This is a genomic window from Cryobacterium sp. 10C3 (assembly GCF_034314285.1).
GTDB classification, from domain to species: domain Bacteria; phylum Actinomycetota; class Actinomycetes; order Actinomycetales; family Microbacteriaceae; genus Cryobacterium; species Cryobacterium glucosi.
This window is the reverse complement of the sequence record NZ_JAVIWF010000002.1, coordinates 1,751,995-1,777,715: the sequence shown is the minus strand read 5'-3', so window position 1 is coordinate 1,777,715 and position 25,721 is coordinate 1,751,995. Positions and strand designations below refer to the sequence as shown.

Sequence of the window (25,721 nt, the reverse complement as noted above, 5' to 3'; positions counted from 1 at the left end):
GCGACGGCGGTCGTCTCTGCGGTCTGTGTCTTCGGAGCCAGCCAGCACCTGAGCGCAACGTCGTCAGGACCGGGTTCCGTCGTGACCGTGGCGACCGGGACTCTCCCTGGCCCAGCGGAGTCGGTGGATGGCCTGGACAACTCCCATGACTCCGGGATCGAGCTCAGTGTCGATGTACTCTCCTCCCCGTCGATCGTGGACCAGGGCGCTGGCCCGGTCCAGCCTCGATCGTCGATGGGCGACGATTACACGTCCACCGTCACGCTCGCCGGCCGGCAGCCCGAGATCGACCTGTGTTCCGGGCTCGTGGACACGACAGCCTGGTACGGCACGCCGATGCTCGTCGAGCACTGGGGCTGCGGTGGCGAACTCTTCCCGCGGTGGACCGGGGCGCAGGTCCGCCTGGCCGGCATCGACTCCGGCGTCTACCGGGTGACCGGTGTGATCGGCTCCCTGAGCGCTGGCACCGCGATGGTCAGCGACGTTCCGCGTGGCCACGACCTCGTCTTTCAGACCTGCCTGAACGGCGACAGCACTCACATGGTCCTGGTCGGGCTATCCAGGATCGGCTAGACCTGTTCGGGTCGTTCGGGTCGTTCAGGCTATTGGGCTCGCCCGGCCTGTCCGGGCCAGGGCGCCGGCCGGCCGAAGAGATAGCCCTGCCCGTGCAGCCAGCCCTGTGACAGCAGGGTCCGCGCCTGCGTCTCGGTCTCGACGCCCTCGGCGACACCGGTCAGGCCCAGGTGCGCGACGAGCCCCGCGAGGTCTGCCGCCAGGGCATCTGCGCCGCGGTTGCCGTCACCGAGGCCCGCGACGAAGCTCGCGTCGAGCTTGAGTCCCGTGACCGGGAGGTCGCGCAACAGCGAGATGGAGGAGAACCCGGTGCCGAAATCGTCGACGTGCAGGCCGACGCCGAGATCGCGGACCGCATCGAGGCTTCCTGTGGTGGATGGCCGCAGTGACAGCACGGCCGTTTCGGTGACCTCGACGATGAGTCGGGACGGGTCGACGCCGTGGGTCCGGAGGGCCGACCGGAAGGTCTCGGCCCAGGACTCGTGGGCCAAGTCGACGGCGGACACGTTGACGCTGATCGTTGTCGCACCGTTGGGATCCGAGGCCAGGACGGCGCAGACCTGGTCGAGCACGTAGCGATCGATTCCGAGGATGAGCCGGGATTCCTCGGCGATCGGGAGGAACTCGGCCGGCGCAAGGAGTCCCCGCCCGGGGTGCTGCCAGCGGACGAGTGCCTCATAGCCGACGGTGGAGCGATCGAGGAGGGCGACGATCGGCTGGTAGTAGACGACGAAATCGCCCTTCCGCAGCGAAATGCGGATTTCGTCCTCGATGGTGAGCCGCTCCATCGCCTGGGAGTGCATCGTGTCGTCGAAGAACTGCCACTGGGCCCTGCCCGACTTCTTGGCCCGGAAGAGAGCGGAGTCGGTGTCCCGAAGAAGACTGGCGGCGGTGGAACTGTCCGTGGAGAGGGCGATTCCCATCGACACCGTCGGGATGATCCGGTGTCCGTGGATCGAGAGCTCGGTGCTGAGAGCAGCCGTGATGTTCACCGCGACACGTTCGACATCCGCGGGCTCGGATGCATTCGGAACGACGACGACGGTCCTGCTCGAGAACGCGGAGGATCCAGTCCCGGTTGTGCATCCCGGTCAGCCGGTCGTTGTGTGCCTGGAACAGCAGCTCCTCGCGGGACTCGTGCTCGGCCGTGACATCTTCGAGCTGCACGACCAAACGTTCCGGTGCGCCCGCACTGGTCCGGATCACCGACGCGGTCCGGCGGGCCCAGATAATGGCCCCGTCGGCCCTGACCATCCGCAATTCGCGGAAAGGAGCCCTGGCGGCGATGGCGATCGTCAAGGCCCTGGCCTGGATCACGGTCGCCCTGTCGTCGGGGTGCACCAGCTCGTCGGTGCGCCTGGCGAGAAGCCAGGCCTCGTCGCGGAGGAGCATGGTGCACAAGGCCTCGTTCACGACCTGGATGCGTCCGGTGAGGTCACAGAGGATCATTCCCGTCGTCGATGACGTCAGCACGACCCGGAACAGCTCCTCCGACTTCTCGAGGGACTGCCGCGCGACGGTCTCCTCGTGCACGTCGCGCAGGGGAATCACCCGGCCGGCGGTCTGGCCTGCCGCGTCGTGAAGGTCGCGCGTGATGGTCGACACCGAGCGATAGGTGCCGTCACTGCGCCGAACCCGGAACGGACGATGGCGCCGCACGCCCTCGTTCTGGTTGGTGCGGGCCGCCAGCACGCCCGGCAGGTCGTCGGGGTGCACGAATTCGGCGGACATCCGATTCAGCAGGTCATCGTGCTTCCAGCCCAGCGCCTCTTCGAGGGAGGGCGACGCCCAGACATACCGGTCGGCGGAGTCGACCATGAGTACGACGTCGGAGGCGTTTTCGGCGAGCAGCCGGTAGGGCTGCTCCGAATCCTGCAGGGCCTGGAGGGCGAGGTGCTGCCCGGTCACATCCCGCCAGATCACGGACACGCGGTCACCGACAGGAGCGGCGTGGAAGTCGTACCACCGGTCCGGCCGGTCGCCGTGAGGTGAGGCGGCCCGGAAACCGTCGCGGTGACAGGGGACACCCTGCTCGAGGACCTCCGCGCAGAGGTCGCCGAGCGCCCCGGAGATCGCCGCCGGCATGGGGTTGAGCAGCGAGCCGCCGATGAACTGCCCCTGCGGCATCCGGTGGAAGGCACAGGCCGCGGGGTTGGCCTCGTCCACCACGAAGTCGATGATGGTCCCGTGGATGTTGCGCACCGCGTGGACGAGGACGTACGGGTCGCCCAGGCCGGCCAACGATGCCTGCAGGGTCCTCCGGTCGGTCCTCGCGGACGTCCAGGAGGGCGAAGGCGCCCACGGTCGCACCGGCCTCGTCGACGGCCGGAATCCCCGAGATCCTGAGCCAGGCCAGACGAGCCGGGTCGGTGTCATCGCCGGGAACGAACAATCCGATCAGGGTTTCTGCTACCGGCGCGCCCGTGCGCAGGGCCGACAGGGCCGGCAGATCGTGCAGGGCGATCGAGGCGCCCCACTCGTCGATGGGATTCCAATTCTGCGCCTCGGGCGTACGTCCGAGCTGATCGTCCCAGACCTATCCTCGCACATCGTGTCCCCCGTTTGGGGTCCAAGCCGGGCGGGACCAGCATCGGCAGAATTCGCACCGCCTACAGACAATTCGGCGGACGCGAGCGTATTTTGTTCGGTGAAGCACGGGGTCTCGCTCGTGGGATGGACATGAAGGGCAGGGTGGCCGGCATGACAGCAGTGGCCGCGGTGATTCTGGCATTGGCAGCGATCCTCGTCGTCTCCGCAGGCGCGACGATCGTGGTGGCGCGGATGCTGTACAAACGCATTCGTCGCAGCCGTGCCGTGGCCGGTGCGGCGCTTCGCACCCGGGCCGCCCTGAGCCGGGGACCGCAGCGCGAGGTCCTGGGACTGCGCATCCGACTGAGAGACACTCTGGGAAGCGGTCAGGCCGCAGTCGATCTCGCGCTGGGCAGTGACGGGCCGCGGGGCGAGCTTCCCCGCCTGTTTCACCGGATCCAGGATGAAGGCGCTGCCCTCGACGCGCAACTGGTGCTGTTGACGAGTGAGGCCGATGCCGTCGTCCTCGCAGAGGAACTTCCGATGGCCAGACGACGGGTGGACGACGTCGCCGGACTCGTTCGTCGGCTGCGGGCGACCGTTGCAGGCGGCCGCGGGGACCTCACCGATGATGTCCTGCTGGCGCTGCGTTCGGAGGTCGACCGCGAGGTCTCGGCCCTGGAAGCCGGAGTCCAGGAACTGCACGCACTCAACCTGCACGATCACCGCGACACCACGAGAGGGAGCGAATCATGAGCGCCACGTCACGGCTGCGCATCATCTTCCGGAGCAAGACGTCACGCGCCCTCGACCGGCTTGAAGACCCAGGAGAGGCCCTCGACGACAGCTATGAACAGCAGCTGAAGATGCTCCAGCAGGTGCGGCAGGGACTCGCCGAGGTGACGACGGCGAAGAAACGGATCGAGCTGCAGGGGCAGGAGATGGGAGCCCGATACCAGCGGTTGGCCGACCAGGCCCAGGAGGCCCTGGACCAGGGACGCGAGGATCTCGCCCGGACCGCTCTCGAACGCCGTTCCTACCTCGAGACCCAGGTCGGTGCCATTCGTGAGCAATACGCCTCGCTCGAACGGCAGCAGGGGCAGTTGCAGGACAACGAGCGGCGACTCGCCGAACGGGTCACCGCGTTCCGGACCGAGAAGGAGACTCTCAAGGCCACCTATGCAGCTTCCGAGGCCCAGGCGCGGGCGAATGAGGCGGCGGCCGGCATCGGTTCCAATCTGGGTGATGTCGGCGCCAACCTCGATCGGGCCAGGGACCGGGTTGCGCAGATGCAGGCGCGTGCTGCCGCGACCGATGAACTGCTCGCCCGGGGCGTCCTGAACGATCTCACGGCGCCCGCGGACGCGGACCTCGACCGGCAGCTGTCCGCGGGAGTGCGTCAGGCATCCGTCGAACGCCAGCTTGAGGAACTGAAGAACGCCCGCGCAGCAACCGAGGACGGCGCCGCTCGCGCCCAGCGCGCGGGACCGGACGCGTGGCTGAGCATCGGGCAGGGGCCGGACGCCCCTGAGGCAGAGCCCTGAGGCAGAGCCCTGAGGCAGAGCCCTGAGGCAGAACCCTGAGGCAGAACCCTGAGGCAGAACTCGGAGGAACCAGGTCGACCATGAACCCCGCGGCGCGGCGCGTGCAGAGGATCTACCTGATCCTCCTGCTCGGCAACACCCTGGCCGCGTCCTTCATCTGGGGCATCAACACGCTGTTCCTGCTCGACGCCGGACTGTCGAACTTCGAGGCCTTCGCCGCGAACGCATTCTTCACCGCCGGGATGGTGCTCTTCGAGATCCCGACCGGGGTCGTCGCGGACACGGTCGGGCGGAAGGCGTCCTACCTGCTGGGCACGATCACGCTCTCGGCCACCACCGCGCTGTACTGGTTGCTGTGGCTCTGGCACGCGCCCTTCGGCTGGTGGGCGCTCGTGTCCGTGCTGCTCGGGCTCGGCTTCACGTTCTTCTCCGGTGCTGTGGATGCCTGGCTCGTCGATGCTCTGACCTTCAGCGGGTACACCGACGGCCTCGAGGCGGTCTTCGGCAGGGGACTCGTCGTGACCGGCATTGCGATGTTCGCCGGGTCGGTCCTCGGCGGCGTGATCGCCCAGGCGACCAATCTCGGCGTTCCTTTCCTGCTGCGCGCCGGGGTGCTCGTCGTGATGCTCGTGTTCGCGGCGGTCGTGATGAAGGACCTCGGATTCACTCCGGATCGATCCCAGGGACCGCTGAAGGCGACCAGGACCGTTCTCGCCGAGTCGATCGAGCACGGCCTCCGGAGGCGCTCCGTCCGGTGGGTGATCCTGTCCGCGCCCTTCGCCTCCGGGGTCGGGGTCTATGCGTTCTACGCCCTGCAGCCCTACCTGCTGGTGCTCTCCGGCGACCCGTCCGCGTACTCGATCGCCGGTCTCGCCGCGGCCGTGCTCTCGCTCGCGCAGGTCGCGGGCGGGGTGCTGGCCCCGCGTATCCGGGGAGTATTCCACCGGCGGACGACCACGGTGATCGGGGCATCCGTCACGAGCATCGTCGTGCTCATCGCTCTCGGGCTCACCAGCCTCTTCTGGCTCGCGATCGTGCTGCTGGTGCTCTGGGGGTTCGTCTTCGCCGTCGCCGGCCCGGTGCGGCAGGCGTACCTCAATGACATGATCCCGTCGAAGCAGCGCGCGACGGTGCTGTCGTTCGACTCACTGTTCGGCAGCCTCGGCGGGGTCTTCGTCCAGCCGGCACTCGGCCGCGCCGCCGACCTCTGGGGCTACGGAACGTCGCTCGTGATCGGAGGCCTCATTGAGCTGATCGGCATCCCGTTCTTGTTCGCCAGCCGACGCCAGCGCGATCCGGCCGACACCGTCAGCACCCTGCGGGCGGATGCCGCGCCGCAGGAACCCGAGGCGCACTGACTGCCGGCCGAGCCGAGGCTCACCTCTGGGACTCCCCGGCGCCGAGCGGTTCGCCGGCGCGCCAGTAGTTGAGGCTCAGCGCGCCCCCGACGAGGAAGAGGACCGCTCCACTGAGGACAGTGGCCTGGAAGAACGGCTGCTCCTCGAAGGCGAGGGCGATCCAGCATGCCCCGAGGAAACCGCCGCCGAGGCCGCCGAGGCCGGCGAACCAGAGGTCGAAGCGCCAGCGGTATGGCATCCACCGCCAGAATCCCTGCGCTGAACCGCCGGAGGCCGCCTCGGGATGGACCCACACCCAGGCCAGGTAGAACGACTTCTTGATCAGGGAGGCGAGCATGGTCGCAAGGAGGCCGCCCGCGATCACGCCGTAACTGCCGAGGAAGAGCCAGACCGCGGTCGACTGGTCTCCGCGCAACCCGTCCGGCCAGCCCCCGGCCATCATGCTGCGCACGGGCATGGCGATCAGGGCGACCCAGGCCGCCAACGGGAGCAGGAGCCACAGCGCATGCGCCCAGAGCGCGAGGGTCCGGTCGGCACCCGTCGCCGGCGTTGGCCGATCAGGACGCCCGCGACAACGAGACCCGCACCGATCAGCTGGCGCGCACCGAAGGGCTCGGCGGCGACAAGCGTGCCCAGGAGCACCCCGGTGACGGGATTGAGGAGACCGACCAACCCGACCGTCGCCGCCGGCAGGTGCCGGAGACCCGAGAACCAGGCGACGAACGCGACGGCTGTTGCGATCACCGTGACGTACGCGAAGCCGGCCAGGGCCGGACCGTCGAGGGCGGGCGGCGGGCCTTCGACGAACGCCGCGAACGGCAGGAGCAGGAGTCCGCCGGCGACCAGCTGCCAGGAGGTCATCGCGATGGTGGACTCCCGGGCCGCCCATTTCCTGGCCAGGATGTAGCCGACCGACGACATCAGCATGGCGACCACCGAGGCGAGTACCCCCACGGGATTCACTGCGCTGCCGCCGTCGAGGAGCAGGACGCACACGCCGGCGAATCCGGCACCCGCGCCGAGCGCGGCCGTCCAGGTCGGGTGTTCGGACAGCATCGGCCAGGCCAGGAGCAGGAGTACCCCGGCCGAGCTGGCCATGATCGTGGCCGCCACGCTCGAGGGCAAGAGGTGGGAGGCAATGTAGATGAGGACGAAGAACGCTCCGACATTCAGAGCCCCGAGTACCAGGGACTTCCACCACCAGGCGCCGCGGGGAACGGACCGCGCCAGCGCCAGCAGGAGGAGGCCCGCAGGCAGGGCGCGCAGCGTGCTGCCCCATAGCGGATAGTCGAGGGGCAGGAACTGCCGGGTGACGAAGTAGTTCGATCCCCAGGCGATCGGGGCGATCGCGGTGACGAGCAGCCAGCGCCATTTAGTTTCCATGGAAGCTACTATAACTTCCATGGAAGGTATAGTGGCAGTATGACGGAAGACGCATCGGATCGGGTCGCACGCATCCAGGCTGAATGGCGACGTGAACGCCCGGATCTCGACGTCGCCCCGCAAGCCGTCATCGGGCGTCTGCACCGGCTCGCCGCCCACCTTACCGGGGAGCTCGCGAGTGTCTATCGCGCCCACGATCTCGGGGAGGGGAATTCGATGTGCTCGCTGCCTTGCGTCGCGCCGGCAGTCCCTACGAACGAGCGCCTCGTGAACTCGCCGACCATACGATGGTGACGACGGGCGCGATGACCAAGCGACTCGACCGGCTGGCGGCGGCCGGACTGATCGTGCGCAGGCACGTCGCCGGAGACGGTCGGCGCCGGGTCGTCGCGCTCACCCCCGCGGCCTCGACGTCATCGATGCCGCGTTCGCAGACCACATGGACAATGAGCGACGCCTGGTCGACCAGCTCTCCGACGACGATCGTGACCGGCTCGAGGCGATCCTGACCCGGTGGTTGCGCGCCTACGAATCCCCGCTGCCGTCGTAAGCATCACCGGGAGAGCGCCTGATCCGCCAGCGCGGGGCCGGTCGCCTGAAGCGACCGGCCCCGCGTCCTGCCATGCGGTCAGCTCACGCTCTGGTGCACCTGGCTGTAGCCGATGGAATCCGCAAGGGTCCCGACGAGCCCGAGTGTCACGGAGCCGAGTGTCGACGGTAGCCCGCCCGGCGGGGGAGTGGCCGCTCCGAAGCTGACGCTGGTTCCGTCGGGCAGGGTCGTGGTGATCGAGTCCAGGTAGACCTGCACGTTGCCGTGCAATTCCATCCGCGGGGAGCTCGTCACGAGGCCGGAGCCGGATGTCGACCGCACGTCGATGACGGCGTCCGTCAGAACAATGTCATCGGCCACGATCCTGAGCGCGGGCACGGTGGTGCCGTCGGCGTGCGACACGGTCACGACCGTCACTGAGGCGAGCCCGGTGATGGTCATCGAGGATGCGCCGAGTTGAGCCGCCGGGTTGCCGAACACGGGTGCATTCGGGTCTGCCACGGCGACAACCGCCGCCGCGGCCGGGGTGTTCGGGCCCGGAGCCGTGACGCCCACGGTCGGACCGGTGGTGGGGACCGGGATCGGGGCAACGACGGGAGCCGGATCGACCGGAGCTGTCGGGACGGTGCTGGGGGTCGCATCCGCCACGGTTGGGTCAGCGGTCGTGCTCGGCGTCGGCGTCGGGACGCCGCAGTCCACGAGGAGCAAATCGCACGGCACGGCCTGACCCGGCGACGGCATCGCTGCCGCCCCGATCGCCGACAGCGACAGCACGAGCCAGACGCCGACGACGCGCGGTCGCAGATCGCGGGTGCGCCCGCGGTCGCGCATCACAGGGCACGCCGCGGACGCGAGCGTTCTTCGAAGAGCTCACCCAACTGGATGTCGGGCTCCTCGACCGGGCTCGCAAACAGCTCGACGGCGGTTCCCGCCCTGGCCGGCTTCGGCATCCAGGCGACGACCAGAATGCCGCCGATCGCGCTCAGGACCATCCCGATGAAGAATCCGCCGAGGTTGACGCCGACCAGCGAATAGATCGAGAACACCAGTGTGATCACCCCGTAAAAGATCCGGTGCGTGGGCATCGCGATCGCGAGGATACCGAGCAGCACCACGATGATCGGGATGATCATCGCCTGCATGCCTTCGATCCCGACCTGCACGTGGATCGTGCCGACGTCGAGCTGGCCGGAGAAGAACATCTCCACTCCGGCCAGCACGACGAGGATGCCACCGACGAACGGTCTCTGACGGCACCAGGCAGTGAATGTGGCCCACGTGCTGGTTTTCATCCGGTCTCCTCCGTGGTGACGGGGTGCTTCGATTAGAAGCACTCAGTTCCGTTGGTCAGCTGCAGGTGCATGCCGTTCAGGGTGAACACCGAGGCCTGGGTGCTCCATGCCGTCTGCTGAAGCCCGGCGACCTTGATCGTGTCGGCGTCCTGGGCGAAGTCGCCCGTGGTGCCCTTGGCCGCCGTCTTCACCGCGGCGGCGTCCACGCCGATGCGGATGTTGCCGAAGGTCGCGTCACCCTTGAGGTCGGTCATGCCGATCTGCAGGTCGGTCGCGGTGGCCGGCTTGCCGCCGCCGCCCGCACCGATGAGCAGGCCGACCTTGCCGAGCGGGGTCACGGCGACCACGGACTGGCACAGGTCGGCCAGACTCGCGGTCGCGATGTTCGCGATCGCGACGGGGTGGTACGTGCCGGTCTTGCCTTCCTGGGCGACGCCTCCGTACTGAGAGAAGCCCGTCCCATCGAGCTGGGAAGCGCTGATCTTGAACTGGCCTCCCGACACGGCGAACGAGACGGGGACGGCGCCGTTGGCCACCCCCGCCATGAGGACGGTGGACAGCAGGGCCACGGGAACCGCAGCGAGCACGATCCGTCCGGCGTGGGTGCCGGTGAGCTTGGTGAACTTCATAGATCCTCCTTGATCTGGGCAAACAGTCCGGCAGGTCGTTATTGACTCGCCAACCAATAAGCGCTGTTGACGAGTGTACTAATAGCCGGATTTGCGAAACATCACGGTTTGGCAACGCTTTTTGCGATCTGCTAACCGGGCACTCGCGTGGGAGTGCCCGGTTCGGGGGTGCCGTGGACGGCCCGCTGCCGAACGCGGATATGCTCTAACCATGGAAACGGAGCGGCGAACGCGGCTGACTCCGGACGAGCGCCGGGCCCAGCTGGTCGCGCTCGGAGTGAAGTCCCTCGCGGACCAGCCGCTGGAATCCCTCACCATCGACTACCTCTCCGCGCGGGCCGGCGTTTCCCGCGGATTGCTGTTCCACTACTTCACCTCGAAGAAGGGCCTGCACCGTGAAGTGGTGCGCACAGCCCGCGACGCCATGCTGGACGCCACAGAGCCTGCCCCGGAACTGCCGCCCCTCGAACGACTCCGCGACACCCTGACGCGGATCGTCGGTTTTGTCCGCGAGTACCGCGGGACATTCTTCTCCCTCGTGCGCGGTGTCGCGAGCGGCGACACCGAGGTGCGCGAGGTGCTGGAAGAAGCACGGGCGGCCCAGGCCGATCGCGTGATCACGGTCTTCCTGGAACTCGGAGTCGCGGACTCGGAGTTGCTTCGTCTCGCCCTGCGCTCCTGGGTCGGATTCGCCGAGGACATCCTCGTCGACCTCGCGCTCGACACCGAGATGCCCTCAGAGGAGATCGTGTCGTTCCTGGAGCGGAGCGTCACGGCGATCGCGGTATCCGTTGACCCGCAGGGCACGATCGCTCGCGAGTGACGTTCGTCGCGGATTCCGGTCAGTCCTGGCGGGCGTCCCTGCGGTCCTGACGCAGCTGTGAGACCTTGGAGGCACCCCGCCTGGCGAGGTCGTTTGCCCGGCGGCTGACCTTCTTCGCGCCGTCGAACTCGGTGCCGAGCAGCGCGAGGCCGCCGAGGCTGATCAACGCGCCGGGCCCGGGGAGAGGGATGAGCACGATACCCAGCACGACGGTTCCCCCGCCGATGACACCGACGGAGGTGCGGTAGACGCGGTCGACGGTGCGGTTGCGGCCGATGAGGTCGCGGGCGGAGTGGGCTACGGTTCTGACCGGCATGCCGCGAGTGTAGCCGACCCGGTTGGGCTGGGGAGGTTAGGCCGTCTGGTCTGCCGGGGGCCCGGTTGGACGATATTCGGCCAGAGGCGCCCGCGAGAGTACCCGGTTGCACTGCTGTGACCGAACCAGATGATCGTCGCGAGATAGCCCCAGGTGAAGAGCTGGGACCCGAGTCCGGTGCTCCAGGTCGTTCCCGTCCCCGCGTCCCAGCCGTTGAGGATTCCCAGGCCGACGGCTCCAACGGCCAGCCACGCGATCATGGTCTGAAACATGCTCGCGCTGCGCAAGGTCTCGGCGCGGAAGGCGTCGTCCCAGGCCTGCTCGAGGTCGGTACCCGCCGACTGGGCCTGGCGGAGGATCCGCCGTGATGCGAACCTGCCGGCCTCGAGGCTGGAGCCCGCAACGGCAAGAACCGGAAGCGCGGCGCTCTGCAGGAAGACGGCGAGATCGAGAACGCCGACGGACCCCAGCCAGAGGGCTGTGCCCGCGAGAACGGCCGCGACGATCACCAGCAAGGGGGCCGCGCGCAACCGTCCAGGGCTGACGTAATCGGCGAGAACGACCGCGGGCGACCGATCCGGTCGAGTGCCATTCATGGAGGGCAGGAATCGCGACTGTCGAACGGTGAGACCCAGGTCGAGTGTGGACGCTCCTATCAGGGTCGCCGGCAGGGCGACCAGCCAGACGAACGGGGGCGAGGCGAGTTCCGGTCGCAGAAGGAGGATCACGGATGCCGCGAGCAGACCGGTCAGCGCACCGACGAGGACGACGGTTCCTGAGGTGCGAATCCGGCGGCGGACGGTGGCCGCCATCCGTTCAGTGCCGATCGGCAAACCGGTGGTGTGCCAGAACTGCAGAAAGCGCCGGTCCTGCGCCCCTCGGGTCCGCGTGACGAGTAGTGAGCCCAGGATCATCAGCCAGCCCACAGCGACGCAGACCCAGACAAAGACAGTATCGGATGACATGCGGCCCCCAGCACTCGCGATGCACAACAACTTAGCATTGGATATTGCATCGTGTTCAGCGGATTGAGGCGGGGGCATCCGTTGTGTCACCTTGGAGGACCTTCGTCGCGATTCTCTAGGCTGGGGTCATGCTCGACGTAACGGACGATCCCCGGGCGCAGCTCGCGGCTCTGTGCGAGCGCGGCCTGGACTGGCACACCGGGGTGACGCGTTCCCTGCCGGATGCGGCGCAGGCAAGGCACGCTGCGGTGCTCGTCCTCTTCGGGGTGCTCGACTCTTCGCCTGCCCAGTCACCGGTGCAGGGACGCGCGCGAGCGCAGGTCCCACGGGACCTCGACGTGTTGCTGCTGCGTCGTGCTGCAACGCTCGGGAGCCACCCGGGGCAGATCGCCTTCCCGGGCGGACGGCTCGAAGCCTCCGATGCCGGCCCGATCGCGGCCGCTCTGCGGGAGGCCGTCGAGGAGACCGGCCTCGACCCGGAGGGCCTCGAGCCGCTCGGCACCCTTCCGGCACTGCCCGTGCCGGTGAGCAACCACCTCGTGACCCCGGTGCCGGCCTGGTGGACGCGCGAGTCGGAGGTGGCAGCCGTCGATCACCTGGAGACGGTCGACGTCTTCCGGGTGCCAGTCGCAGACCTGCTCGACCCCGCCAACCGGGTGAGCACGGCTCACACCGTCGGGGGAGCCGCGTACCGTTCGCCGGCCTTCACCGTCGGCGGCCGGCTGATCTGGGGGTTCACGGCGATCGTGCTGTCGCGGATGTTCGATGAGCTCAGCTGGGCCGAGCCGTGGGACCTCGGCCGGACCGTTCGGCCGGACCTGTAGCCGCAGAGGTGTGGGCCGCTCCCGACCCCGGCAGTGGACGGGAGGTGCCTGAGACGAGCGCGGCCCCGGCGATCAGATCACCGGGGCCGCGAGTGCAGTTCTTAGACGGATGTCTCCGTGCGGGCGGGCAGGCGCCAGCCCGGCCGGACATAGTGGCAGGTGTACCCGGCGGGGTACTTCTCCAGGTAGTCCTGGTGCTCGTCTTCGGCTTCCCAGATAATCGCCAACGCAGGCTCGACCTCGGTGACGACCTTGCCCGGCCACAGGCCGGAGGCGTCGACGTCCGCGATCGTGTCGCGGGCGACCCGTTCCTGCTCGGGCGTCGTGTAGTAGATGGCCGAGCGATAGCTGCGACCGACGTCGTTGCCCTGCCGGTTCTTCGTCGACGGGTCGTGGATCTGGAAGAAGAACTCCAGCAGCTCGCGGTAGCTGATCACCGCGGGATCGAAGACGATCTCGACGGATTCGGCGTGGTCACCGTGATGACGATAGGTCGCGTTCGGGGTGTCGCCTCCCGAGTAGCCGACCCGCGAGGAGATGATGCCGGGGCGCCGGCGCAGCAACTGCTGCGCTCCCCAGAAACACCCTCCGGCCAGGATCGCTTGTTCTGTACTCATGATTCCTCCACATACGTTGGGGTGACCGCCGGCTGCGTTCTCACGTCGCCCGCGGGTCAGTGGATAGAACACCGCTCGTGTCGCAGATGTTCCATCACCGCGCCGACGGCCTCCGAGCGCTAGTCGCGGCGGGGGTGGCGCGGGGCGCGGTCCTCGCGGCGCACCGGGCCGCTGTTGTCCGGCTGGATCTCGATGAGCTTGCCGCTGATCCGGGTTCCCACGAGACGATCGAGGACGTCCTGGGACAGGTTCTCTGGCAGCTCGACGAGCGAGTAGTCCGGGTTGATCTGGATGTGCCCGAAGTCCTCGCGGCTCAGGCCGCCCTCGTTCGCGATCGCGCCGACGATCTGGCGCGGCTCGACCTTCTGGCGCTTGCCGACCTCGATCCGGTAGGAGACGAGCGGGATGGTGCTGTCGCGGGGGCGCGGTTCGGGGCGCTCGCTCTTGCGCGGGCGGTCGTCGCGGTCCCAGCGATCGTCGCGTCCGCCACGGTCGTCGCGTCCGCCACGGCTGTCGCGGTTGTTGCGATCGTTGCGGGGCGCATAGCTGCCGCTGTCGTTGCGCTCGGAGCGTTCGCGTTCGTTGCGTTCGCGTTCGTCGCGACGCTGGTTGCGGGCATCCTGCTCGGAGAGGAGCAGCGGGGTCTCACCCTGGGCGACGACCGCGAGAGCTGCGGCGACGTCGGCCTCCGGCACGTCGTACTGCTCGACGTAGTGGGCGATGATGTCGCGGAACCGGTCGACGCGGGCGGTCTGGCCCAGCGCCTCGGTGATCGCGTCGTCGAAGCGCGCCAGGCGGGTGATGTTGACGTCCTCGACACTCGGCAGCTGCATCTGGGTGAGCGGCTGGCGGGTTGCCTTCTCGATGGCGTTGAGCAGGTGACGCTCACGGGGTGTGACGAAGCTGATCGCGGCACCGCTCCGCCCGGCGCGGCCGGTGCGGCCGATGCGGTGCACGTAGGACTCGGTGTCGATCGGGATGTCGTAGTTGATGACGTGGCTGATGCGCTCGACGTCGAGGCCGCGAGCGGCGACATCCGTTGCGACGAGGATGTCGAGCTTGCCCGACTTCAGCTGCTCGACCGTGCGTTCACGCTGAGCCTGCACGACGTCACCGTTGATGGCGCTCGCCGAGTAGCCGCGCGCGCGAAGCTTCTCGGCGAGGGTCTCTGTCTCGTTCTTGGTGCGGGTGAAGACGATCATGCCCTCGAAGTTCTCCACCTCGAGGATGCGGGTGAGCGCGTCGACCTTCTGCGGGTACGAGACCATCAGGTAACGCTGGGTCGTGTTCGCCGAGGTCGTGGTCTTGGTCTTGACCGTGATCTCTTCGGCGTCGTGCAGGTACTTCTTGGCGATGCGCCGGATGGACGCGGGCATGGTCGCAGAGAACAGCGCGACCTGCTTGTCTTCCGGGGTGTCGGCGAGGATCGTCTCGACGTCTTCGGCGAAGCCCATCTTGAGCATCTCGTCGGCCTCGTCGAGCACGAGGTACTTCAGCTCGGACAGGTCGAGGGTTCCCTTGGCGAGGTGGTCCATGATGCGACCGGGAGTACCGACGACAACGTGGACGCCGCGACGGAGCGCGGAGAGCTGGACGCCATAACCCTGTCCGCCGTAAACGGGGAGGACGTGCACGCCGCGCATGTGCGAGGCGTAGCTTTCGAAGGCCTCGCAGACCTGGAGTGCGAGCTCGCGGGTGGGGGAGAGGACGAGGGCCTGCGGGTTCTTCTGCGCCATGTCGAGGCGGGACAGGATCGGCAGCGCGAACGCTGCCGTCTTTCCGGTCCCGGTCTGGGCGAGGCCGACGACGTCGCGGCCGGCGAGCAAGGGGGAATGGTCGCGGCCTGGATGGCCGAGGGAGTTTCGTACCCGACGTCCTTGAGGGCTTTGAGCACGGCATCGGTCAGGCCGAGCTCGGAGAAGGTCTTCGCGACGAGGGCAGTTGCTGCCTCGCTCGGCGCTGTTGTATCAGGAGGCGTCATGTTATCAAAGGTAGTCGGTCGAAGCTCACCCCCTATTAGGGAGACCGGGCCATCGGGACGAATCGGGCCGAATATGTACCATAGGGGGTATCGGGTGTACCATAGGGGGTATAAGGATCCGACGAGGAGGACAGCGCGATGACGGATATCAGTTCTACGGAGGTCGGTGCGACCGCGGTCGGTGCGACCGCAGCAGGTGCGACCGCAACGATCGCCGCCGAAGCGAGTGCAGACCCGCACAGCGGTCCGCATGGCTACATGTCCAACAAGGACGCCTACCTGAAACGGCTCCGCCGGATCGAGGGCCAGGCCCGCGGTCTGCAGGGCATGGTCGCAGACGACAAGTACTGCATCGACATCCTCACCCAGGTGTCGGCGATGACGAGCGCCCTGCAGGCGGTCGCTCTCGGCCTGCTCAACGACCACCTCAGCCACTGCGTGGTCGAGGCCGCCGTCAAGGGCGGCGACGAGGCCGACGCCAAGGTCAAAGAGGCCTTCGACGCCATCGCACGGCTCGTGCGGTCCTGAGCCACGGCTCACCCATTCACTACAAGGAACCAGAAAGAAGTGCATTCCATGATCGGACAGACGGAAAACGACCTCGGCATCAGCGAATACCAGGTGACGGGGATGACCTGCGCGCACTGTGTAGCGGCCGTGACGAAGGAGGTCGGCAAGCTCGCCGGCCCCGAGAACGTCGCGATCACCCTCGTTCCGGGCGGCACGTCCGTCCTGACGGTAACCGGCGCCCCAGTCGACCGTGCTGCCGTCGCAGCCGCCGTCGACGAAGCGGGTTACGAACTGGTCGCTGAGTCACGATGACCACCGAACGCGTCGACCTTCTCGTGGGCGGGATGACGTGTGCCTCCTGCGCGACCCGCATCGAGAAGAAGCTGAACTCGGATGCCGGGAGTCGAGGCATCCGTCAACTACGCCACCGAAAAGGCGAGCGTCTCCCTGCCAGAGGGCACCACCGTCGACCAGGCCATCGCCGTGATCGAGGACACCGGTTATACCGCAGAGCGCCCGCGCCCGCCGGAGCCGACCGCCGGGACCTCTGGCAGCGCACCCGCTCCCACGGCGCAGGAGCTCGAGGTGGCGAGCCTGCGTCACCGCCTCCTCGTGTCGACGGCGCTCGCGATCCCCGTCGCCGCGATGTCGATGATTCCCGCCCTGCAGTTCACCAACTGGCAGTGGCTCGCCCTGACCCTCGCGGCGCCCGTCGCCGTCTGGGGCGCCTGGCCCTTCCACCGCGCCATGTGGATGAACCTCCGGCACGGCGCGACGACCATGGACACCCTGATCAGCATGGGCATCATCGCCTCACTCGGCTGGTCGCTCTACGCGCTCTTCTTCGGCACCGCCGGCATGCCGGGCATGCGGATGACGTTCAGCCTCACCGCCCAGGCCGGCGGCGGAGCGAACGAGATCTACCTCGAGGTCGCATCCGCGGTCACGGTCTTCCTCCTCGCGGGCCGGTACTTCGAGGCGCGCGCGAAGAAGCAGTCCGGGGCGGCGCTCACCGCCCTCCTCGAACTGGGCGCCAAGGAGACCGCCGTGCTCCGTGACGGCGTCGAGGTCATCGTGCCCACATCATCCCTCGTCGTCGGCGACCAGTTCGTGGTGCGGCCCGGCGAGAAGATCTCCACGGATGGCGTCGTGGTCGAGGGCGTGTCCGCCATCGACGCGAGCATGCTCACCGGCGAAGCCGTGCCGGTCGAAGTCGGTCCGGGCGCCGTCGTCGTCGGGGCGACCCTCAACTCGGGCGGACGGCTCGTGGTCCGGGCCACCCGGATCGGCGCAGACACCGAACTCGCCCAGCTCGGGCGCCTCGTCGAGCAGGCCCAGACCGGAAAGGCCGACGTGCAGCGCCTCGCCGACCGGGTCTCCGGGGTGTTCGTGCCGATCGTCCTCGGTCTCTCCCTCGCGACCCTCGCGGTCTGGCTTCTGGTCGGTGCAACCCCCGTCGTCGCCTTCACCGCCGCCGTCGCGACACTCATCATCGCCTGCCCCTGCGCGCTCGGGCTGGCCACACCGACGGCACTGCTGGTCGGCACCGGCCGCGGCGCACAGCTCGGCATCCTGATCAAGGGCCCGCAGGTGCTCGAATCCACCCGGCGCGTCGACACCATCGTGCTCGACAAGACCGGCACCGTGACCACCGGGCGGATGTCCCTGGTTCAGGCCGTCCCCGCCTCAGGGCTCGAGGCCGCCGAACTGCTCCGGTTCGCCGGGGCCGCAGAGGCCGGGTCCGAGCATCCGATCGCGAAGTCCATCGTGACCGGGGCGAGGGAACGGGTCGGTACCCTCCCGGCGGCCGAATCGTTCGCCTCCGCGGACGGCCTCGGAGTACAGGCCGTCGTCGACGGTCGCCTCGTCGCCGTCGGCCGGCCGCGTTGGCTCACCGAGCAGTGGGGCATCGTCTTCACGCCCGACCTCGAGGCGGCGCTCGCCGCTGGCGAGGACAGAGGCGAGACCCCGGTCGCCGTGGCCTGGGACGGAGTGGCCCGCGGCATCCTCACCGTCGCCGACGCCGTCAAGGACACGAGCGCCGCCGCAATCGCCGAATTCCGCCGCCTCGGCCTCACCCCGGTGCTCCTGACAGGGGACAACGACACCGTTGCCCGGAACGTAGGCACCCTCGTCGGCATCGACGACGTGCGCGCCGGCGTGCTCCCCGCCGAAAAGGCCGAGGCCATCCGCGCCCTGCAAGCCGAGGGACGGGTCGTTGCCATGGTCGGCGACGGCGTGAACGACGCCGTCGCGCTCGCCACCGCCGACCTCGGCATCGCCATGGGCACCGGCACCGACGTCGCGATCGAGGCGAGCGACCTCACCCTCATCCGGAGCGACCTCGTCGCGGCAGCGGATGCCATCCGGCTGTCCCGGCGCACGCTCGCCACGATCAAGGCGAACCTGTTCTGGGCCTTCGTCTACAACGTGGCCGCGCATTCCACTCGCCATGCATTCGGCCTGCTCAACCCCGTGATCGCCGGGCGCCGCGATGGCGCTGTCCTCGGTCTTCGTGGTGAGCAACAGCCTCCGCCTCCGCGGTTTCCGCGGACTGACCCTGCCGGCCGCTGCCCCTCGTACCCCCACGGGTATGGCGAGTAGCGTGACGGTATAACGAAGGAGAACAGAATGATGTGGGGCAACGGGTACGGCATGGGATTCATGTGGTGGGTGTGGCCGGTCGGGCTGGTCCTGATCCTGGGCGTAGTCCTGCTCACCATCGTGACCATCCGGGTCTTCAGCAGCGGGAGCGGGACCCGTGCGGAAGGGCCGCAGGGCAACGTCCCTTCCGGGCCGGTTTCGACCAGACGCAGCGCAGCACGCCTCCTTCTGGACGAGCGCTTCGCGCGCGGCGAACTCGACGCCGAGGAGTACCGGCACCGCGTGCAGGTGCTCGGGGAGTAGTCGACTCAGGCTCAGGCTTCGCCGCCGCCGCGCCCGTTTCGGCAGACCTAAGCCGCCGTTTCGGGCGCGCCCAACTTTAGGGTCGTCCTTCGTGCTGACCTCGGCGGTCAGGAGCCCAGCGTCAGTCTTGCGCTGCTGAAAGCGAGTGCTCAACGGATGCAAGGTGGAGATTGACGCCCAGGCCTCTGATCTGATCCTGAGCGTCGACCGGAAGCTCCTCGTCGGTGACGATCGCATCGAGCCTTTCGAGCGGGGCGACCAGGAACTTCGAGACAGTGCAGAACTTGGTGCTGTCGGCCAGCAGGAAACACGCCGACGCGGCCTTGAGAGCCGCCAACTTGATCTCGACCTTGTCGAGCGAGGGAGTAGTGACGCCGCGGGGAAGGCTCCACGTTCCCGTACTCAGGAAGAACAGGTCGAGGTTGATCGAGGAGAGCGTCTGGGCGGCCAGACGCCCGCAACTCGAGCCGCTGGAGGCATCGACGAGGCCACCGGTGTGGATCGTCTCGATATTGGGGTAGTCGAACAAACTGGTCACGACGTAGAAGTCATTTGTCACGACGGTCACGTTCTTGCGCTCCCGGAGGAACGGGACAATGGATTGGCAGGTCGTACCGGCGTCCAGGAAGATGACCATTCCATCCTCGACGAAACCGGCGCCGAGTTCGGCGACGGCCTGTTTCCGGGGAGTTCCAATTGCGCGCGAGAAACTCGCTCGCGCGGCGGCTCTCTGCTTGTCCAATCGGCGAGACGCACACCTCCCTGCACCGATGTGACGAGGCCGCTCTCCTCCAGGGCGGCAATGTCCCGGCGCACAGTCATGTGCGACACATTCAGGAGGTCGGTGAGGTTTCGGATACCGAGAACACCCTGGGCGCGCAGAACGCGAAGTATCTCCTGTTGGCGCTGCTCGGGGATCAGTGGCATAAGAGAGGCGCTCATGGTCCTGCCTTTCTGGTGGGTACACCCCTCAGCTTAACTTAATTTCACATATGTGTCACACGTTTGCACATTTGGGGTACTCTGTTAAACAATGTTAAAGAAATATGCAACTTTAGAAGCCATCGTCCAGACCGGCGCCGTCCTCATCGTGCGCCTCAATGATGCCGAGGAAGCGTTCGCAGTATCGGAGGCCGCCATCGCAGGCGGATTCCGCGCACTCGAGATCACACTTTCGGTGCCCGGAGCCCTGGGAGTAATCGAGAGACTGTCGGCGAAGTACGCGCACCAGGGCGTGGCAATCGGTGCCGGAACCGTGATCGACGCCGAGTCCGCATACGCGTCCATTTCCGCCGGTGCCCAGTTCCTGGTGAGCCCACAGCTCAACCCGAAGATGATCGCCCTCGCCAATCGATATCAGGCGGTGACGATCAGTGGCGCGTTCACCCCGACTGAGATCCTCGACACTCTCGAGGCCGGCGCAGACATCGTCAAACTCTTCCCTGCCGAGATCGCCGGACCTCAATATGTGCAAACGATCCTTGCGCCTCTGCCTCAGGCACCCATACTGCCTGCCGGCGGAGTCACCAAGGACAATCGTCAAGGCCTGGTTCGACGCTGGTGTCACCGCAGTGGGCGTCGGGAGCTTCGTGACGAAAGCCGCCCAGGCCGATGGCGACTACTCGAAGGTCACCAGCGCCGCCGAAACCTTCCTTGCCGCGATCAGCGAAGCCCGCAAGTAACCCCCTCAATCACCAAGAAGGCCGACGATAATCGTTGGTCAGATCACAAAGGAGTGAACCCCATGACCAAGTTGTCTATGGAGGCTGATTCATCCGCACTGGTAGAACCGAAAAGCGTCAAGATCCGCTGGTTCTTCATCGCCCTGCTCGTTCTCGGTGGCATCGTCAATTACCTCGACCGGGGCACGCTCAGCATCGCGAACACCACTATCGCTGCGGAGTTCCACCTGAACGCCATCGAAATGGGACTTCTGCTCTCCGCATTCGCGTGGCCGTATGCCATTGCGAACCTGCCTGCCGGCTACCTCGTCGATAAGTTCGGTCCGAAGCGCATGTACGCATGGGCGGCGATCGCCTGGTCGGTTGTATCCATGGCCACTGCCCTGGCGAACTCGTTCACGTTCATCTACGTGATGCGAATGGCCCTGGGCATCTCGGAATCCCCGTTCTTCACGTCGGGACTGAAGGTCTCCGACCGCTGGTTCAACAAAACCGAGCGCGCCCTTCCCGTGTCGATTGTGAATACCGGCTCGCAGATCGCCAACGCGATCGCGCCGCCGCTGCTGACGTTCCTGCTCCTGACGATGAGCTGGCGAGGCATGTTCGTGATGGTCGGCGCACTCGGCATCGTGGTCGCCGCAATCTGGATCAAGATCTACCGTGACCCGACGGCAATGGAAGAGATCCGCATCAAGGGTGCGGCGCTCCACGAGGAGAACCACCCCAAGGACAAGCAGGTTGGTTGGGGCGACCTTCTCAAGCACCGCAACACCTGGTTCATGATCATCGGAGCCTTCGGTATCTTCTACACGGTCTGGGTCTACCTGACCTGGCTCCCGAGCTACCTGCAGACCGCGCGCGGGTTCAGCCTCAGCCAGACCGGCTGGCTCGCCGCGCTGCCCTTCCTCTGCGGCATCATCGGCGTCCTGGCCGGCGGTATCATCTCAGGAAAGGCCATCAAGAGGGGCATACCCACCATCAGGGCGCGCAAGATCCCGATCGTCGGTGGTGCCCTCCTGGCAGCCGTCGCGGTCCTGCCGGTCGCATACGTCGACAACACGCCGCTCGCGATCACTCTTCTCTGTATCGGGTACTTCGCAGCGCAGGTCCCCATCGGAGTCATCTGGACGCTGGCCGCCGACCTCGCAGAGAAGAACCAGGTGGCATCGCTCGGCGCCATCCAGAACTTCGGTGGATTCCTGGGCGCCGCACTGGCCCCCATCGTCACCGGCTACATCCTGAACGCGACCGGGGGCAACTACACCCTCGTATTCGTGATCGGTGGGATCATGCTGCTGGTCGGTGCACTCTCCTACGGGTTCTTCGTCAAGGACCGCCGCCCGCGCATCACCGCCTGACCGTCGCCCTGTGGGGCCCGGCCAAGCGCCGGGCCCCACAATCCAGGCCGATGAGCACATCAATTCACTGAAGAAGAGACAGTTGCAGACCATGAAGCCCAAAGTATTCTTTGTCGTCGGACCCGCAGGCTCCGGCAAATCGAGCGTGAGCAAATTCATCGCCCGACAGAACCACGCGGCGTACATCGACAAGGACACCGCGACAACCGGTTTCACCGAGCTCCTGCTGGAATTGCGTGGATTCGACAAGAACGAGCGAGACAACAACGAGTACTACCAGACGGTCATCATGCCGCTGGAGTACGAGACGATCCTCAAGCTCTGCCGCGACAACCTGGCCCTAGGGAACTCGGTGGTCCTCGACGCGCCGTTCGGCAAGTACTTTTCGAACGAAGACTTCCTCACCGAAGTGCATGCGAGGTATTACTGGCCAGAGGCCGAGAAGATCGTCGTTCACGTGCACGTGGACGGTGAAGAGATGCGGCAAAGGCTCATCAATCGGGGCTATCACCGCGACGAGTGGAAGTTGCACAACTGGGACGCATTCTGGGCCAAGGCGCAATCCGTGGACTGCGCCTGGAAGTCGGCCCACCACGTGGCGTTCAACAACAACGGCGACGGGATCGACACCACCGAATTCGATCGGGTGATCGAGGGCATCGACGCCGAGATGGCGAGGCTCTAGCGACCAAAGGCGGGGTGTGCCGTGTCGCGCGCGGCCGGGGAGCCGTTCGCGGGAGGATGGGAGCATGGCCAACACTGAGCAACAGCCCTGGGTAAAGAACTACCAACCGGGGGTTCCTGCCGAAATCGACCTTCCGACGGAGTCGCTCGTCGCCATGCTCGAACGGTCCGTCGCCGAGGCAGGCAGCCACCCGGCCCTCGAGTTCTTCGGACGGCGGACGACCTACACCGAGCTCGGTGAGCAGATCGACCGCGCGGCGGAGGGCCTCCGGCACCTCGGCGTCCGCGCCGGAGACCGGGTCGCGCTCCTGCTGCCGAACTGCCCCCAGCACGTCGTCGCGTTCTACGCGGTGCTGCGCCTCGGCGCGGTCGTGGTCGAGCACAACCCGCTCTACACCTCGCGGGAACTCCGCCACCAGTTCGAGGACCACCAGGCCCGCATCGTGATCGCCTGGGACAAGACGGTCGCGGCGATCCGCGCCTTCCCTGCCGACATCGAGATCGACCACATCGTCTCTGTCAACCTGCTGATGGCGTTCCCGACGATCAAGCGCCTGGCCCTGTACCTGCCGGTCAAGAGCCTGCGGGAGTCCCGCGAGGCCCTCACTGGTTCCGCGCCCGGCACGATCGCCTGGAAGGAACTACTCACGCACGGTCGCATCGACCCGGAGCACCCGCATCCGTCGGTCGACGACCTTGCCGCCATCCAGTACACCTCCGGCACCACGGGCCGTCCCAAGGGTGCGATGCTCACCCACTTCAACCTGTATTCGAACGCGCTCCAGGGCGAGGCGTGGATGCACGGAGCCGAGTATCGCAAGGAGATCTTCTACGCGATCCTGCCGATGTTCCACGCCTTCGGCATGACGCTCTACCTGACTTACGGCATCCGCAAGCAGGCGCTGCTCGTGCTGTTCCCGAAGTTCGAGCCCGGGCTGATCCTCGCCGCGATGAAGAAGTCGCCCGCGACCGTCTACTGCGCCGTTCCGCCCATCTACGAGCGCACCGCCCGGGCCGCGCAGGAACAGGGCGTCTCGCTGCGCTCCTGCAAATACTGCATCTCCGGCGCTATGAACCTGCCCGCGCACGTCGTCGAGCTCTGGGAATCGGTCTCCGGCGGCCTTCTTGTCGAGGGCTATGGGATGACCGAATCCTCCCCGGTCGCCCTCGGCAACCCGTTCTACTCCACCCGCCGTCCCGGAACTATCGGGGTGCCGTTCCCCTCGACCCTGATGAAGGTCGTCGATCTCGACGACCCGAGCATCGAAGTAGCCCAGGGGCAGCCGGGGGAGCTGTTACTCAAGGGTCCTCAGGTCTTTCAGGGGTACTGGAACAACCCGGACGAAACCAAGAAGGCGCTCTTGCCGGGCGGCTGGCTGCGCACCGGCGATATCGTCACCGTGGACGCCGACGGCTTCACGACAATCGTCGACCGGGCCAAGGAGCTCGTCATCACCGGCGGGTTCAACGTCTCACCCACCGAGGTGGAGACGGCGCTGCGGCTGCACGCGTCCATAAAGGACGCCGCGGTCTTCGGCAAGCCGCTCGAGCGCGGCGGGGAGATGGTCGTCGCAGCCGTGGAGCTCGAGCCCGGCGCGACGCTCGACCAGGAGGCCCTGCGCGCGCACTGCCGTGAACTGCTCGCCGCATACAAGATCCCGCGCCGCATCGTGCAGATCGACGACATGCCGCGGTCGATGCTCGGCAAGATCCTGCGCAGGCAGGTGCGCGAGCAGGTGCTGCCGCTGCTCTGAGGCGGATCGTACCCGCCACCCGTTTGTTGTTATCACAAACAAATACCCGGGATGCGGTTTAGGATTGTCCACGTGGACCTCACCGAACGACCGACCCCCGATCCCGACCGCTCCGAATTCGACAAGATGGTCGCGGGGGACTGGTACCGCTACCGGTCCGGCCCCGAGCTCGCCGAAATGACGAACAGCACCCAGCGCACCTGCCGTCGGATCACGGCCCTCTACGACGAGGACAGGGAGGCCGCATACGCGCTGCTGACGGGCATGCTCGGCACGGCGGGGGAGAACCTCGACTTCCGGCCGCCGATGTACCTCGACTACGGATCCCGCCTGCACATCGGCAGGGACACCTTCATCAACGGGGACTTCCTCACCCTGGGCGGCGGCGAGATCACGATCGGGAACAACGTGCTGATCGGGCCGAGCGCCCGCCTCTACACGCCGATCCACGCTCTCGACGTCGACGAGCGCCGCGCGGGCTACGAGCGCGTTCTGCCGATCCACATCGGCAACGACGTCTGGCTCGGCGGCAACGTCGTCGTATGCCCCGGGGTCACGATCGGTGACGGCAGCGTGATCGGTGCCGGGTCCGTCGTGACCAAGGACGTGCCGGCCGGGGTCATCGCCGTCGGCAACCCGGCCAGGGTCGTGCGCACGATCGGCGAGCCGGAGCAGGCCACGGGCGAAGGCGAATAGAGCCGCGCCTCGCCGAGTGGCCCGAGTGGCCCGGCAAGCCCGAGACCGCCCGCAGCGGATGCCGCGGCTCAGGTGCCGAGGTAGCGTCCCGGCCGGTGGTTGAGCGCGAGCACGAGGTTGAGCACGATCGCGCCCGCCGCCGAGAGGGCGACGTTCAGCGGTGCGACGACCGTGATCGCGGCGACGACGACGGTCACGTCGAACACCATCTGCACATACCCGGCACGCCAGCCGAGGCGCTCCTGCAGGAGCAGGGCGAGGATGTTGAACCCACCCAGGCTGGCCTTGTGGCGGAACAACACGATCAGCCCCACCCCGATCACGAGGTTGCCGAACAACACGCCGTAGACCGGATTGAGGTGCTCGATCCCGAGGGCGTACGGGTGCAGGGACGAGAACGCGGAGACGAGCGCGACCGCGATGACGGTGCGCAGCGTGAAGTTCCAGCCCTTCTTCCAGAGAGCGAGGGCGAAGAACGGCACGTTGATCGCGAAGAAGAACACACCGAACGGCACGGGAGCCGCGTAGCTCAGCAGGAGCGCGAGTCCCGCCGTGCCGCCGGTCACCGCCGCGCTCGCCTTGAGCAGGAACAGCCCGAACGACGCGAGGAGGGTGCCGGTGAGGATTCCGAGAACGTCCTCGACCGCCGAATGGCGCGGCGCGACATCCGTGTTGAGTGTTCTGGGCTCGACGGCCAGGGGAGATTTCGGCATTATGCAAGTCTGCACGATGGCACGGGTAACGTT

The 25,721-nt window shown here is 67.1% G+C and carries 26 protein-coding genes and 6 pseudogenes; 17 read left to right on the top strand and 15 right to left on the bottom strand.

What is annotated here, in order from left to right; translation table 11 throughout:
* Positions 1 to 81 precede the first annotated feature (81 nt).
* Positions 82 to 573, top strand: a complete 492-nt coding sequence (locus tag RGU41_RS09290) for a hypothetical protein (protein WP_322136081.1) — start codon at positions 82 to 84, stop codon at positions 571 to 573.
* Positions 574 to 602: 29 nt separating this feature from the next.
* On the opposite strand, the gene RGU41_RS09285 is transcribed toward RGU41_RS09290, so the two are convergent.
* The 3 genes and pseudogenes from RGU41_RS09285 to RGU41_RS09280 all read right to left on the bottom strand — a co-directional run.
* Positions 603 to 1,361, bottom strand: a complete 759-nt coding sequence (locus RGU41_RS09285; protein ID WP_166791031.1) for an EAL domain-containing protein — start codon at positions 1,359 to 1,361, stop codon at positions 603 to 605.
* Positions 1,362 to 1,460: 99 nt separating this feature from the next.
* A pseudogene (locus RGU41_RS20845) lies at positions 1,461 to 1,565 on the bottom strand (hypothetical protein); the annotation flags it as partial.
* A gap of 139 nt (positions 1,566 to 1,704) precedes the next feature.
* Positions 1,705 to 2,949: pseudogene (locus RGU41_RS09280) on the bottom strand (PAS domain S-box protein); the annotation flags it as partial.
* A 324-nt stretch (positions 2,950 to 3,273) separates the two neighbouring features.
* Between RGU41_RS09280 and RGU41_RS09275 the strand changes: the two are divergent.
* From RGU41_RS09275 to RGU41_RS09265, 3 genes are all read left to right on the top strand, one after another.
* Positions 3,274 to 3,858, top strand: a complete 585-nt coding sequence (locus RGU41_RS09275) for a hypothetical protein (RefSeq protein WP_322136079.1) — start codon at positions 3,274 to 3,276, stop codon at positions 3,856 to 3,858.
* Entirely contained in the window at positions 3,855 to 4,646 is a 792-nt protein-coding gene (locus RGU41_RS09270; protein ID WP_134558521.1) for a PspA/IM30 family protein, read from the top strand. Before RGU41_RS09275 ends, RGU41_RS09270 begins: the two co-directional genes overlap by 4 nt.
* 80 nt (positions 4,647 to 4,726) lie before the next feature.
* Entirely contained in the window at positions 4,727 to 6,004 is a 1,278-nt protein-coding gene (locus tag RGU41_RS09265) for an MFS transporter (RefSeq protein ID WP_322136078.1), read from the top strand.
* A 19-nt stretch (positions 6,005 to 6,023) separates the two neighbouring features.
* On the opposite strand, the gene RGU41_RS09260 is transcribed toward RGU41_RS09265, so the two are convergent.
* Entirely contained in the window at positions 6,024 to 6,488 is a 465-nt protein-coding gene (locus tag RGU41_RS09260; protein ID WP_322136077.1) for a hypothetical protein, read from the bottom strand.
* Positions 6,467 to 7,387: a DMT family transporter gene (locus RGU41_RS09255; protein WP_322136076.1), complete on the bottom strand. Its 921-nt coding sequence runs from the start codon at positions 7,385 to 7,387 to the stop codon at positions 6,467 to 6,469. The genes RGU41_RS09260 and RGU41_RS09255 overlap by 22 nt, the downstream gene beginning before the upstream one ends.
* 218 nt (positions 7,388 to 7,605) lie before the next feature.
* Between RGU41_RS09255 and RGU41_RS09250 the strand changes: the two genes are divergently transcribed.
* Complete coding sequence (locus tag RGU41_RS09250; protein WP_322136075.1) at positions 7,606 to 7,896, top strand: MarR family winged helix-turn-helix transcriptional regulator; 291 nt, start codon at positions 7,606 to 7,608, stop codon at positions 7,894 to 7,896.
* Positions 7,897 to 8,015: 119 nt separating this feature from the next.
* On the opposite strand, the gene RGU41_RS09245 is transcribed toward RGU41_RS09250, so the two are convergent.
* Genes RGU41_RS09245 through RGU41_RS09235 form a run of 3 tightly spaced genes read right to left on the bottom strand, consistent with a single transcriptional unit; the run spans position 8,016 to position 9,858 of the window.
* Positions 8,016 to 8,771 carry a hypothetical protein gene (locus RGU41_RS09245; protein ID WP_322136074.1) on the bottom strand — a complete coding sequence of 252 codons (756 nt, stop codon included), beginning with the start codon at positions 8,769 to 8,771 and terminating at the stop codon, positions 8,016 to 8,018.
* Complete coding sequence (locus RGU41_RS09240; RefSeq protein WP_174774589.1) at positions 8,768 to 9,229, bottom strand: DUF6114 domain-containing protein; 462 nt, start codon at positions 9,227 to 9,229, stop codon at positions 8,768 to 8,770. The genes RGU41_RS09245 and RGU41_RS09240 overlap by 4 nt, the downstream gene beginning before the upstream one ends.
* Before the next feature lie 32 nt (positions 9,230 to 9,261).
* A complete protein-coding gene (locus RGU41_RS09235) occupies positions 9,262 to 9,858 on the bottom strand; it encodes a DUF6230 family protein (protein WP_134450236.1) in 597 nt (198 codons plus the stop codon).
* 211 nt (positions 9,859 to 10,069) lie between these two features.
* Between RGU41_RS09235 and RGU41_RS09230 the strand changes: the two genes are divergently transcribed.
* Entirely contained in the window at positions 10,070 to 10,681 is a 612-nt protein-coding gene (locus tag RGU41_RS09230) for a TetR/AcrR family transcriptional regulator (RefSeq protein WP_322136073.1), read from the top strand.
* A 19-nt stretch (positions 10,682 to 10,700) separates the two neighbouring features.
* Here RGU41_RS09230 and RGU41_RS09225 read toward each other — a convergent pair whose 3' ends face one another.
* On the bottom strand, positions 10,701 to 10,997 hold the full coding sequence (locus RGU41_RS09225; RefSeq protein WP_134561327.1) for a PGPGW domain-containing protein: 297 nt from the start codon (positions 10,995 to 10,997) through the stop codon (positions 10,701 to 10,703).
* Positions 10,979 to 11,962, bottom strand: a complete 984-nt coding sequence (locus RGU41_RS09220) for a hypothetical protein (RefSeq protein WP_322136072.1) — start codon at positions 11,960 to 11,962, stop codon at positions 10,979 to 10,981. The genes RGU41_RS09225 and RGU41_RS09220 overlap by 19 nt, the downstream gene beginning before the upstream one ends.
* A gap of 128 nt (positions 11,963 to 12,090) precedes the next feature.
* Here RGU41_RS09220 and RGU41_RS09215 point away from each other — a divergent pair, with 128 nt between their 5' ends.
* A complete protein-coding gene (locus tag RGU41_RS09215) occupies positions 12,091 to 12,786 on the top strand; it encodes a CoA pyrophosphatase (RefSeq protein ID WP_322136071.1) in 696 nt (231 codons plus the stop codon).
* Between the two features lie 101 nt (positions 12,787 to 12,887).
* Here RGU41_RS09215 and msrA read toward each other — a convergent pair whose 3' ends face one another.
* Positions 12,888 to 13,403, bottom strand: coding sequence for a peptide-methionine (S)-S-oxide reductase MsrA (msrA, locus tag RGU41_RS09210; RefSeq protein WP_322136070.1), 516 nt, complete (start codon positions 13,401 to 13,403; stop codon positions 12,888 to 12,890).
* A gap of 119 nt (positions 13,404 to 13,522) precedes the next feature.
* Positions 13,523 to 15,384 (bottom strand): annotated as a pseudogene (locus tag RGU41_RS09205) (DEAD/DEAH box helicase).
* 138 nt (positions 15,385 to 15,522) lie between these two features.
* Here RGU41_RS09205 and RGU41_RS09200 point away from each other — a divergent pair.
* The 4 genes and pseudogenes from RGU41_RS09200 (at position 15,523) to RGU41_RS09185 (ending at position 18,801) form a co-directional block, all read left to right on the top strand.
* Positions 15,523 to 15,912 carry a metal-sensitive transcriptional regulator gene (locus RGU41_RS09200; RefSeq protein ID WP_134450243.1) on the top strand — a complete coding sequence of 130 codons (390 nt, stop codon included), beginning with the start codon at positions 15,523 to 15,525 and terminating at the stop codon, positions 15,910 to 15,912.
* 48 nt (positions 15,913 to 15,960) lie between these two features.
* Positions 15,961 to 16,206, top strand: coding sequence for a heavy-metal-associated domain-containing protein (locus tag RGU41_RS09195; protein ID WP_134450244.1), 246 nt, complete (start codon positions 15,961 to 15,963; stop codon positions 16,204 to 16,206).
* Positions 16,203 to 18,511: pseudogene (locus tag RGU41_RS09190) on the top strand (heavy metal translocating P-type ATPase). Before RGU41_RS09195 ends, RGU41_RS09190 begins: the two are co-directional and overlap by 4 nt.
* 14 nt (positions 18,512 to 18,525) lie before the next feature.
* The gene (locus tag RGU41_RS09185) at positions 18,526 to 18,801 is read left to right on the top strand and encodes an SHOCT domain-containing protein (protein WP_322136069.1); all 276 of its coding nucleotides are present in this window, start codon (positions 18,526 to 18,528) and stop codon (positions 18,799 to 18,801) included.
* Positions 18,802 to 18,922: 121 nt separating this feature from the next.
* On the opposite strand, the gene RGU41_RS09180 is transcribed toward RGU41_RS09185, so the two are convergent.
* Positions 18,923 to 19,543, bottom strand: a complete 621-nt coding sequence (locus tag RGU41_RS09180) for a DeoR/GlpR family DNA-binding transcription regulator (protein ID WP_322136068.1) — start codon at positions 19,541 to 19,543, stop codon at positions 18,923 to 18,925.
* A 59-nt stretch (positions 19,544 to 19,602) separates the two neighbouring features.
* Positions 19,603 to 19,728: pseudogene (locus RGU41_RS20840) on the bottom strand (DeoR family transcriptional regulator); the annotation flags it as partial.
* A 106-nt stretch (positions 19,729 to 19,834) separates the two neighbouring features.
* On the opposite strand from RGU41_RS20840, the pseudogene RGU41_RS09175 reads away from it, so the two are divergent.
* From RGU41_RS09175 to RGU41_RS09150, 6 genes and pseudogenes are all read left to right on the top strand, one after another.
* Positions 19,835 to 20,281: pseudogene (locus tag RGU41_RS09175) on the top strand (bifunctional 4-hydroxy-2-oxoglutarate aldolase/2-dehydro-3-deoxy-phosphogluconate aldolase); the annotation flags it as partial.
* Positions 20,268 to 20,483: a hypothetical protein gene (locus tag RGU41_RS09170; RefSeq protein WP_322137416.1), complete on the top strand. Its 216-nt coding sequence runs from the start codon at positions 20,268 to 20,270 to the stop codon at positions 20,481 to 20,483. The pseudogene RGU41_RS09175 and the gene RGU41_RS09170, both read left to right, overlap by 14 nt.
* Before the next feature lie 62 nt (positions 20,484 to 20,545).
* A complete protein-coding gene (locus RGU41_RS09165) occupies positions 20,546 to 21,841 on the top strand; it encodes an MFS transporter (RefSeq protein WP_134450249.1) in 1,296 nt (431 codons plus the stop codon).
* Positions 21,842 to 21,932: 91 nt separating this feature from the next.
* Positions 21,933 to 22,526: an ATP-binding protein gene (locus tag RGU41_RS09160; protein ID WP_322137330.1), complete on the top strand. Its 594-nt coding sequence runs from the start codon at positions 21,933 to 21,935 to the stop codon at positions 22,524 to 22,526.
* 64 nt (positions 22,527 to 22,590) lie between these two features.
* On the top strand, positions 22,591 to 24,279 hold the full coding sequence (locus RGU41_RS09155; protein WP_322136067.1) for a long-chain-fatty-acid--CoA ligase: 1,689 nt from the start codon (positions 22,591 to 22,593) through the stop codon (positions 24,277 to 24,279).
* A gap of 72 nt (positions 24,280 to 24,351) precedes the next feature.
* Positions 24,352 to 24,975, top strand: coding sequence for a sugar O-acetyltransferase (locus RGU41_RS09150; RefSeq protein WP_322136066.1), 624 nt, complete (start codon positions 24,352 to 24,354; stop codon positions 24,973 to 24,975).
* Positions 24,976 to 25,043: 68 nt separating this feature from the next.
* Here RGU41_RS09150 and RGU41_RS09145 read toward each other — a convergent pair whose 3' ends face one another.
* Positions 25,044 to 25,688: a YitT family protein gene (locus RGU41_RS09145; protein WP_134450252.1), complete on the bottom strand. Its 645-nt coding sequence runs from the start codon at positions 25,686 to 25,688 to the stop codon at positions 25,044 to 25,046.
* Positions 25,689 to 25,721: the final 33 nt, after the last annotated feature.

What these genes read in the sequence shown, in the direction of transcription:
- RGU41_RS09285 (WP_166791031.1), bottom strand. Translation starts at nt 1,361, where the DNA reads ATGGAGCGGCTCACCATCGAGGACGAAATCCGCATTTCGCTGCGGAAG.
- RGU41_RS09275 (WP_322136079.1), top strand. Translation starts at nt 3,274, where the DNA reads ATGACAGCAGTGGCCGCGGTGATTCTGGCATTGGCAGCGATCCTCGTC.
- RGU41_RS09270 (WP_134558521.1), top strand. Translation starts at nt 3,855, where the DNA reads ATGAGCGCCACGTCACGGCTGCGCATCATCTTCCGGAGCAAGACGTCA.
- RGU41_RS09265 (WP_322136078.1), top strand. Translation starts at nt 4,727, where the DNA reads ATGAACCCCGCGGCGCGGCGCGTGCAGAGGATCTACCTGATCCTCCTG.
- RGU41_RS09255 (WP_322136076.1), bottom strand. Translation starts at nt 7,387, where the DNA reads ATGGAAACTAAATGGCGCTGGCTGCTCGTCACCGCGATCGCCCCGATC.
- RGU41_RS09240 (WP_174774589.1), bottom strand. Translation starts at nt 9,229, where the DNA reads ATGAAAACCAGCACGTGGGCCACATTCACTGCCTGGTGCCGTCAGAGA.
- RGU41_RS09235 (WP_134450236.1), bottom strand. Translation starts at nt 9,858, where the DNA reads ATGAAGTTCACCAAGCTCACCGGCACCCACGCCGGACGGATCGTGCTC.
- RGU41_RS09230 (WP_322136073.1), top strand. Translation starts at nt 10,070, where the DNA reads ATGGAAACGGAGCGGCGAACGCGGCTGACTCCGGACGAGCGCCGGGCC.
- RGU41_RS09225 (WP_134561327.1), bottom strand. Translation starts at nt 10,997, where the DNA reads ATGCCGGTCAGAACCGTAGCCCACTCCGCCCGCGACCTCATCGGCCGC.
- RGU41_RS09220 (WP_322136072.1), bottom strand. Translation starts at nt 11,962, where the DNA reads ATGTCATCCGATACTGTCTTTGTCTGGGTCTGCGTCGCTGTGGGCTGG.
- RGU41_RS09215 (WP_322136071.1), top strand. Translation starts at nt 12,091, where the DNA reads ATGCTCGACGTAACGGACGATCCCCGGGCGCAGCTCGCGGCTCTGTGC.
- msrA (WP_322136070.1), bottom strand. Translation starts at nt 13,403, where the DNA reads ATGAGTACAGAACAAGCGATCCTGGCCGGAGGGTGTTTCTGGGGAGCG.
- RGU41_RS09200 (WP_134450243.1), top strand. Translation starts at nt 15,523, where the DNA reads ATGACGGATATCAGTTCTACGGAGGTCGGTGCGACCGCGGTCGGTGCG.
- RGU41_RS09195 (WP_134450244.1), top strand. Translation starts at nt 15,961, where the DNA reads ATGATCGGACAGACGGAAAACGACCTCGGCATCAGCGAATACCAGGTG.
- RGU41_RS09185 (WP_322136069.1), top strand. Translation starts at nt 18,526, where the DNA reads ATGATGTGGGGCAACGGGTACGGCATGGGATTCATGTGGTGGGTGTGG.
- RGU41_RS09170 (WP_322137416.1), top strand. Translation starts at nt 20,268, where the DNA reads ATGTGCAAACGATCCTTGCGCCTCTGCCTCAGGCACCCATACTGCCTG.
- RGU41_RS09165 (WP_134450249.1), top strand. Translation starts at nt 20,546, where the DNA reads ATGACCAAGTTGTCTATGGAGGCTGATTCATCCGCACTGGTAGAACCG.
- RGU41_RS09160 (WP_322137330.1), top strand. Translation starts at nt 21,933, where the DNA reads ATGAAGCCCAAAGTATTCTTTGTCGTCGGACCCGCAGGCTCCGGCAAA.
- RGU41_RS09155 (WP_322136067.1), top strand. Translation starts at nt 22,591, where the DNA reads ATGGCCAACACTGAGCAACAGCCCTGGGTAAAGAACTACCAACCGGGG.
- RGU41_RS09145 (WP_134450252.1), bottom strand. Translation starts at nt 25,688, where the DNA reads ATGCCGAAATCTCCCCTGGCCGTCGAGCCCAGAACACTCAACACGGAT.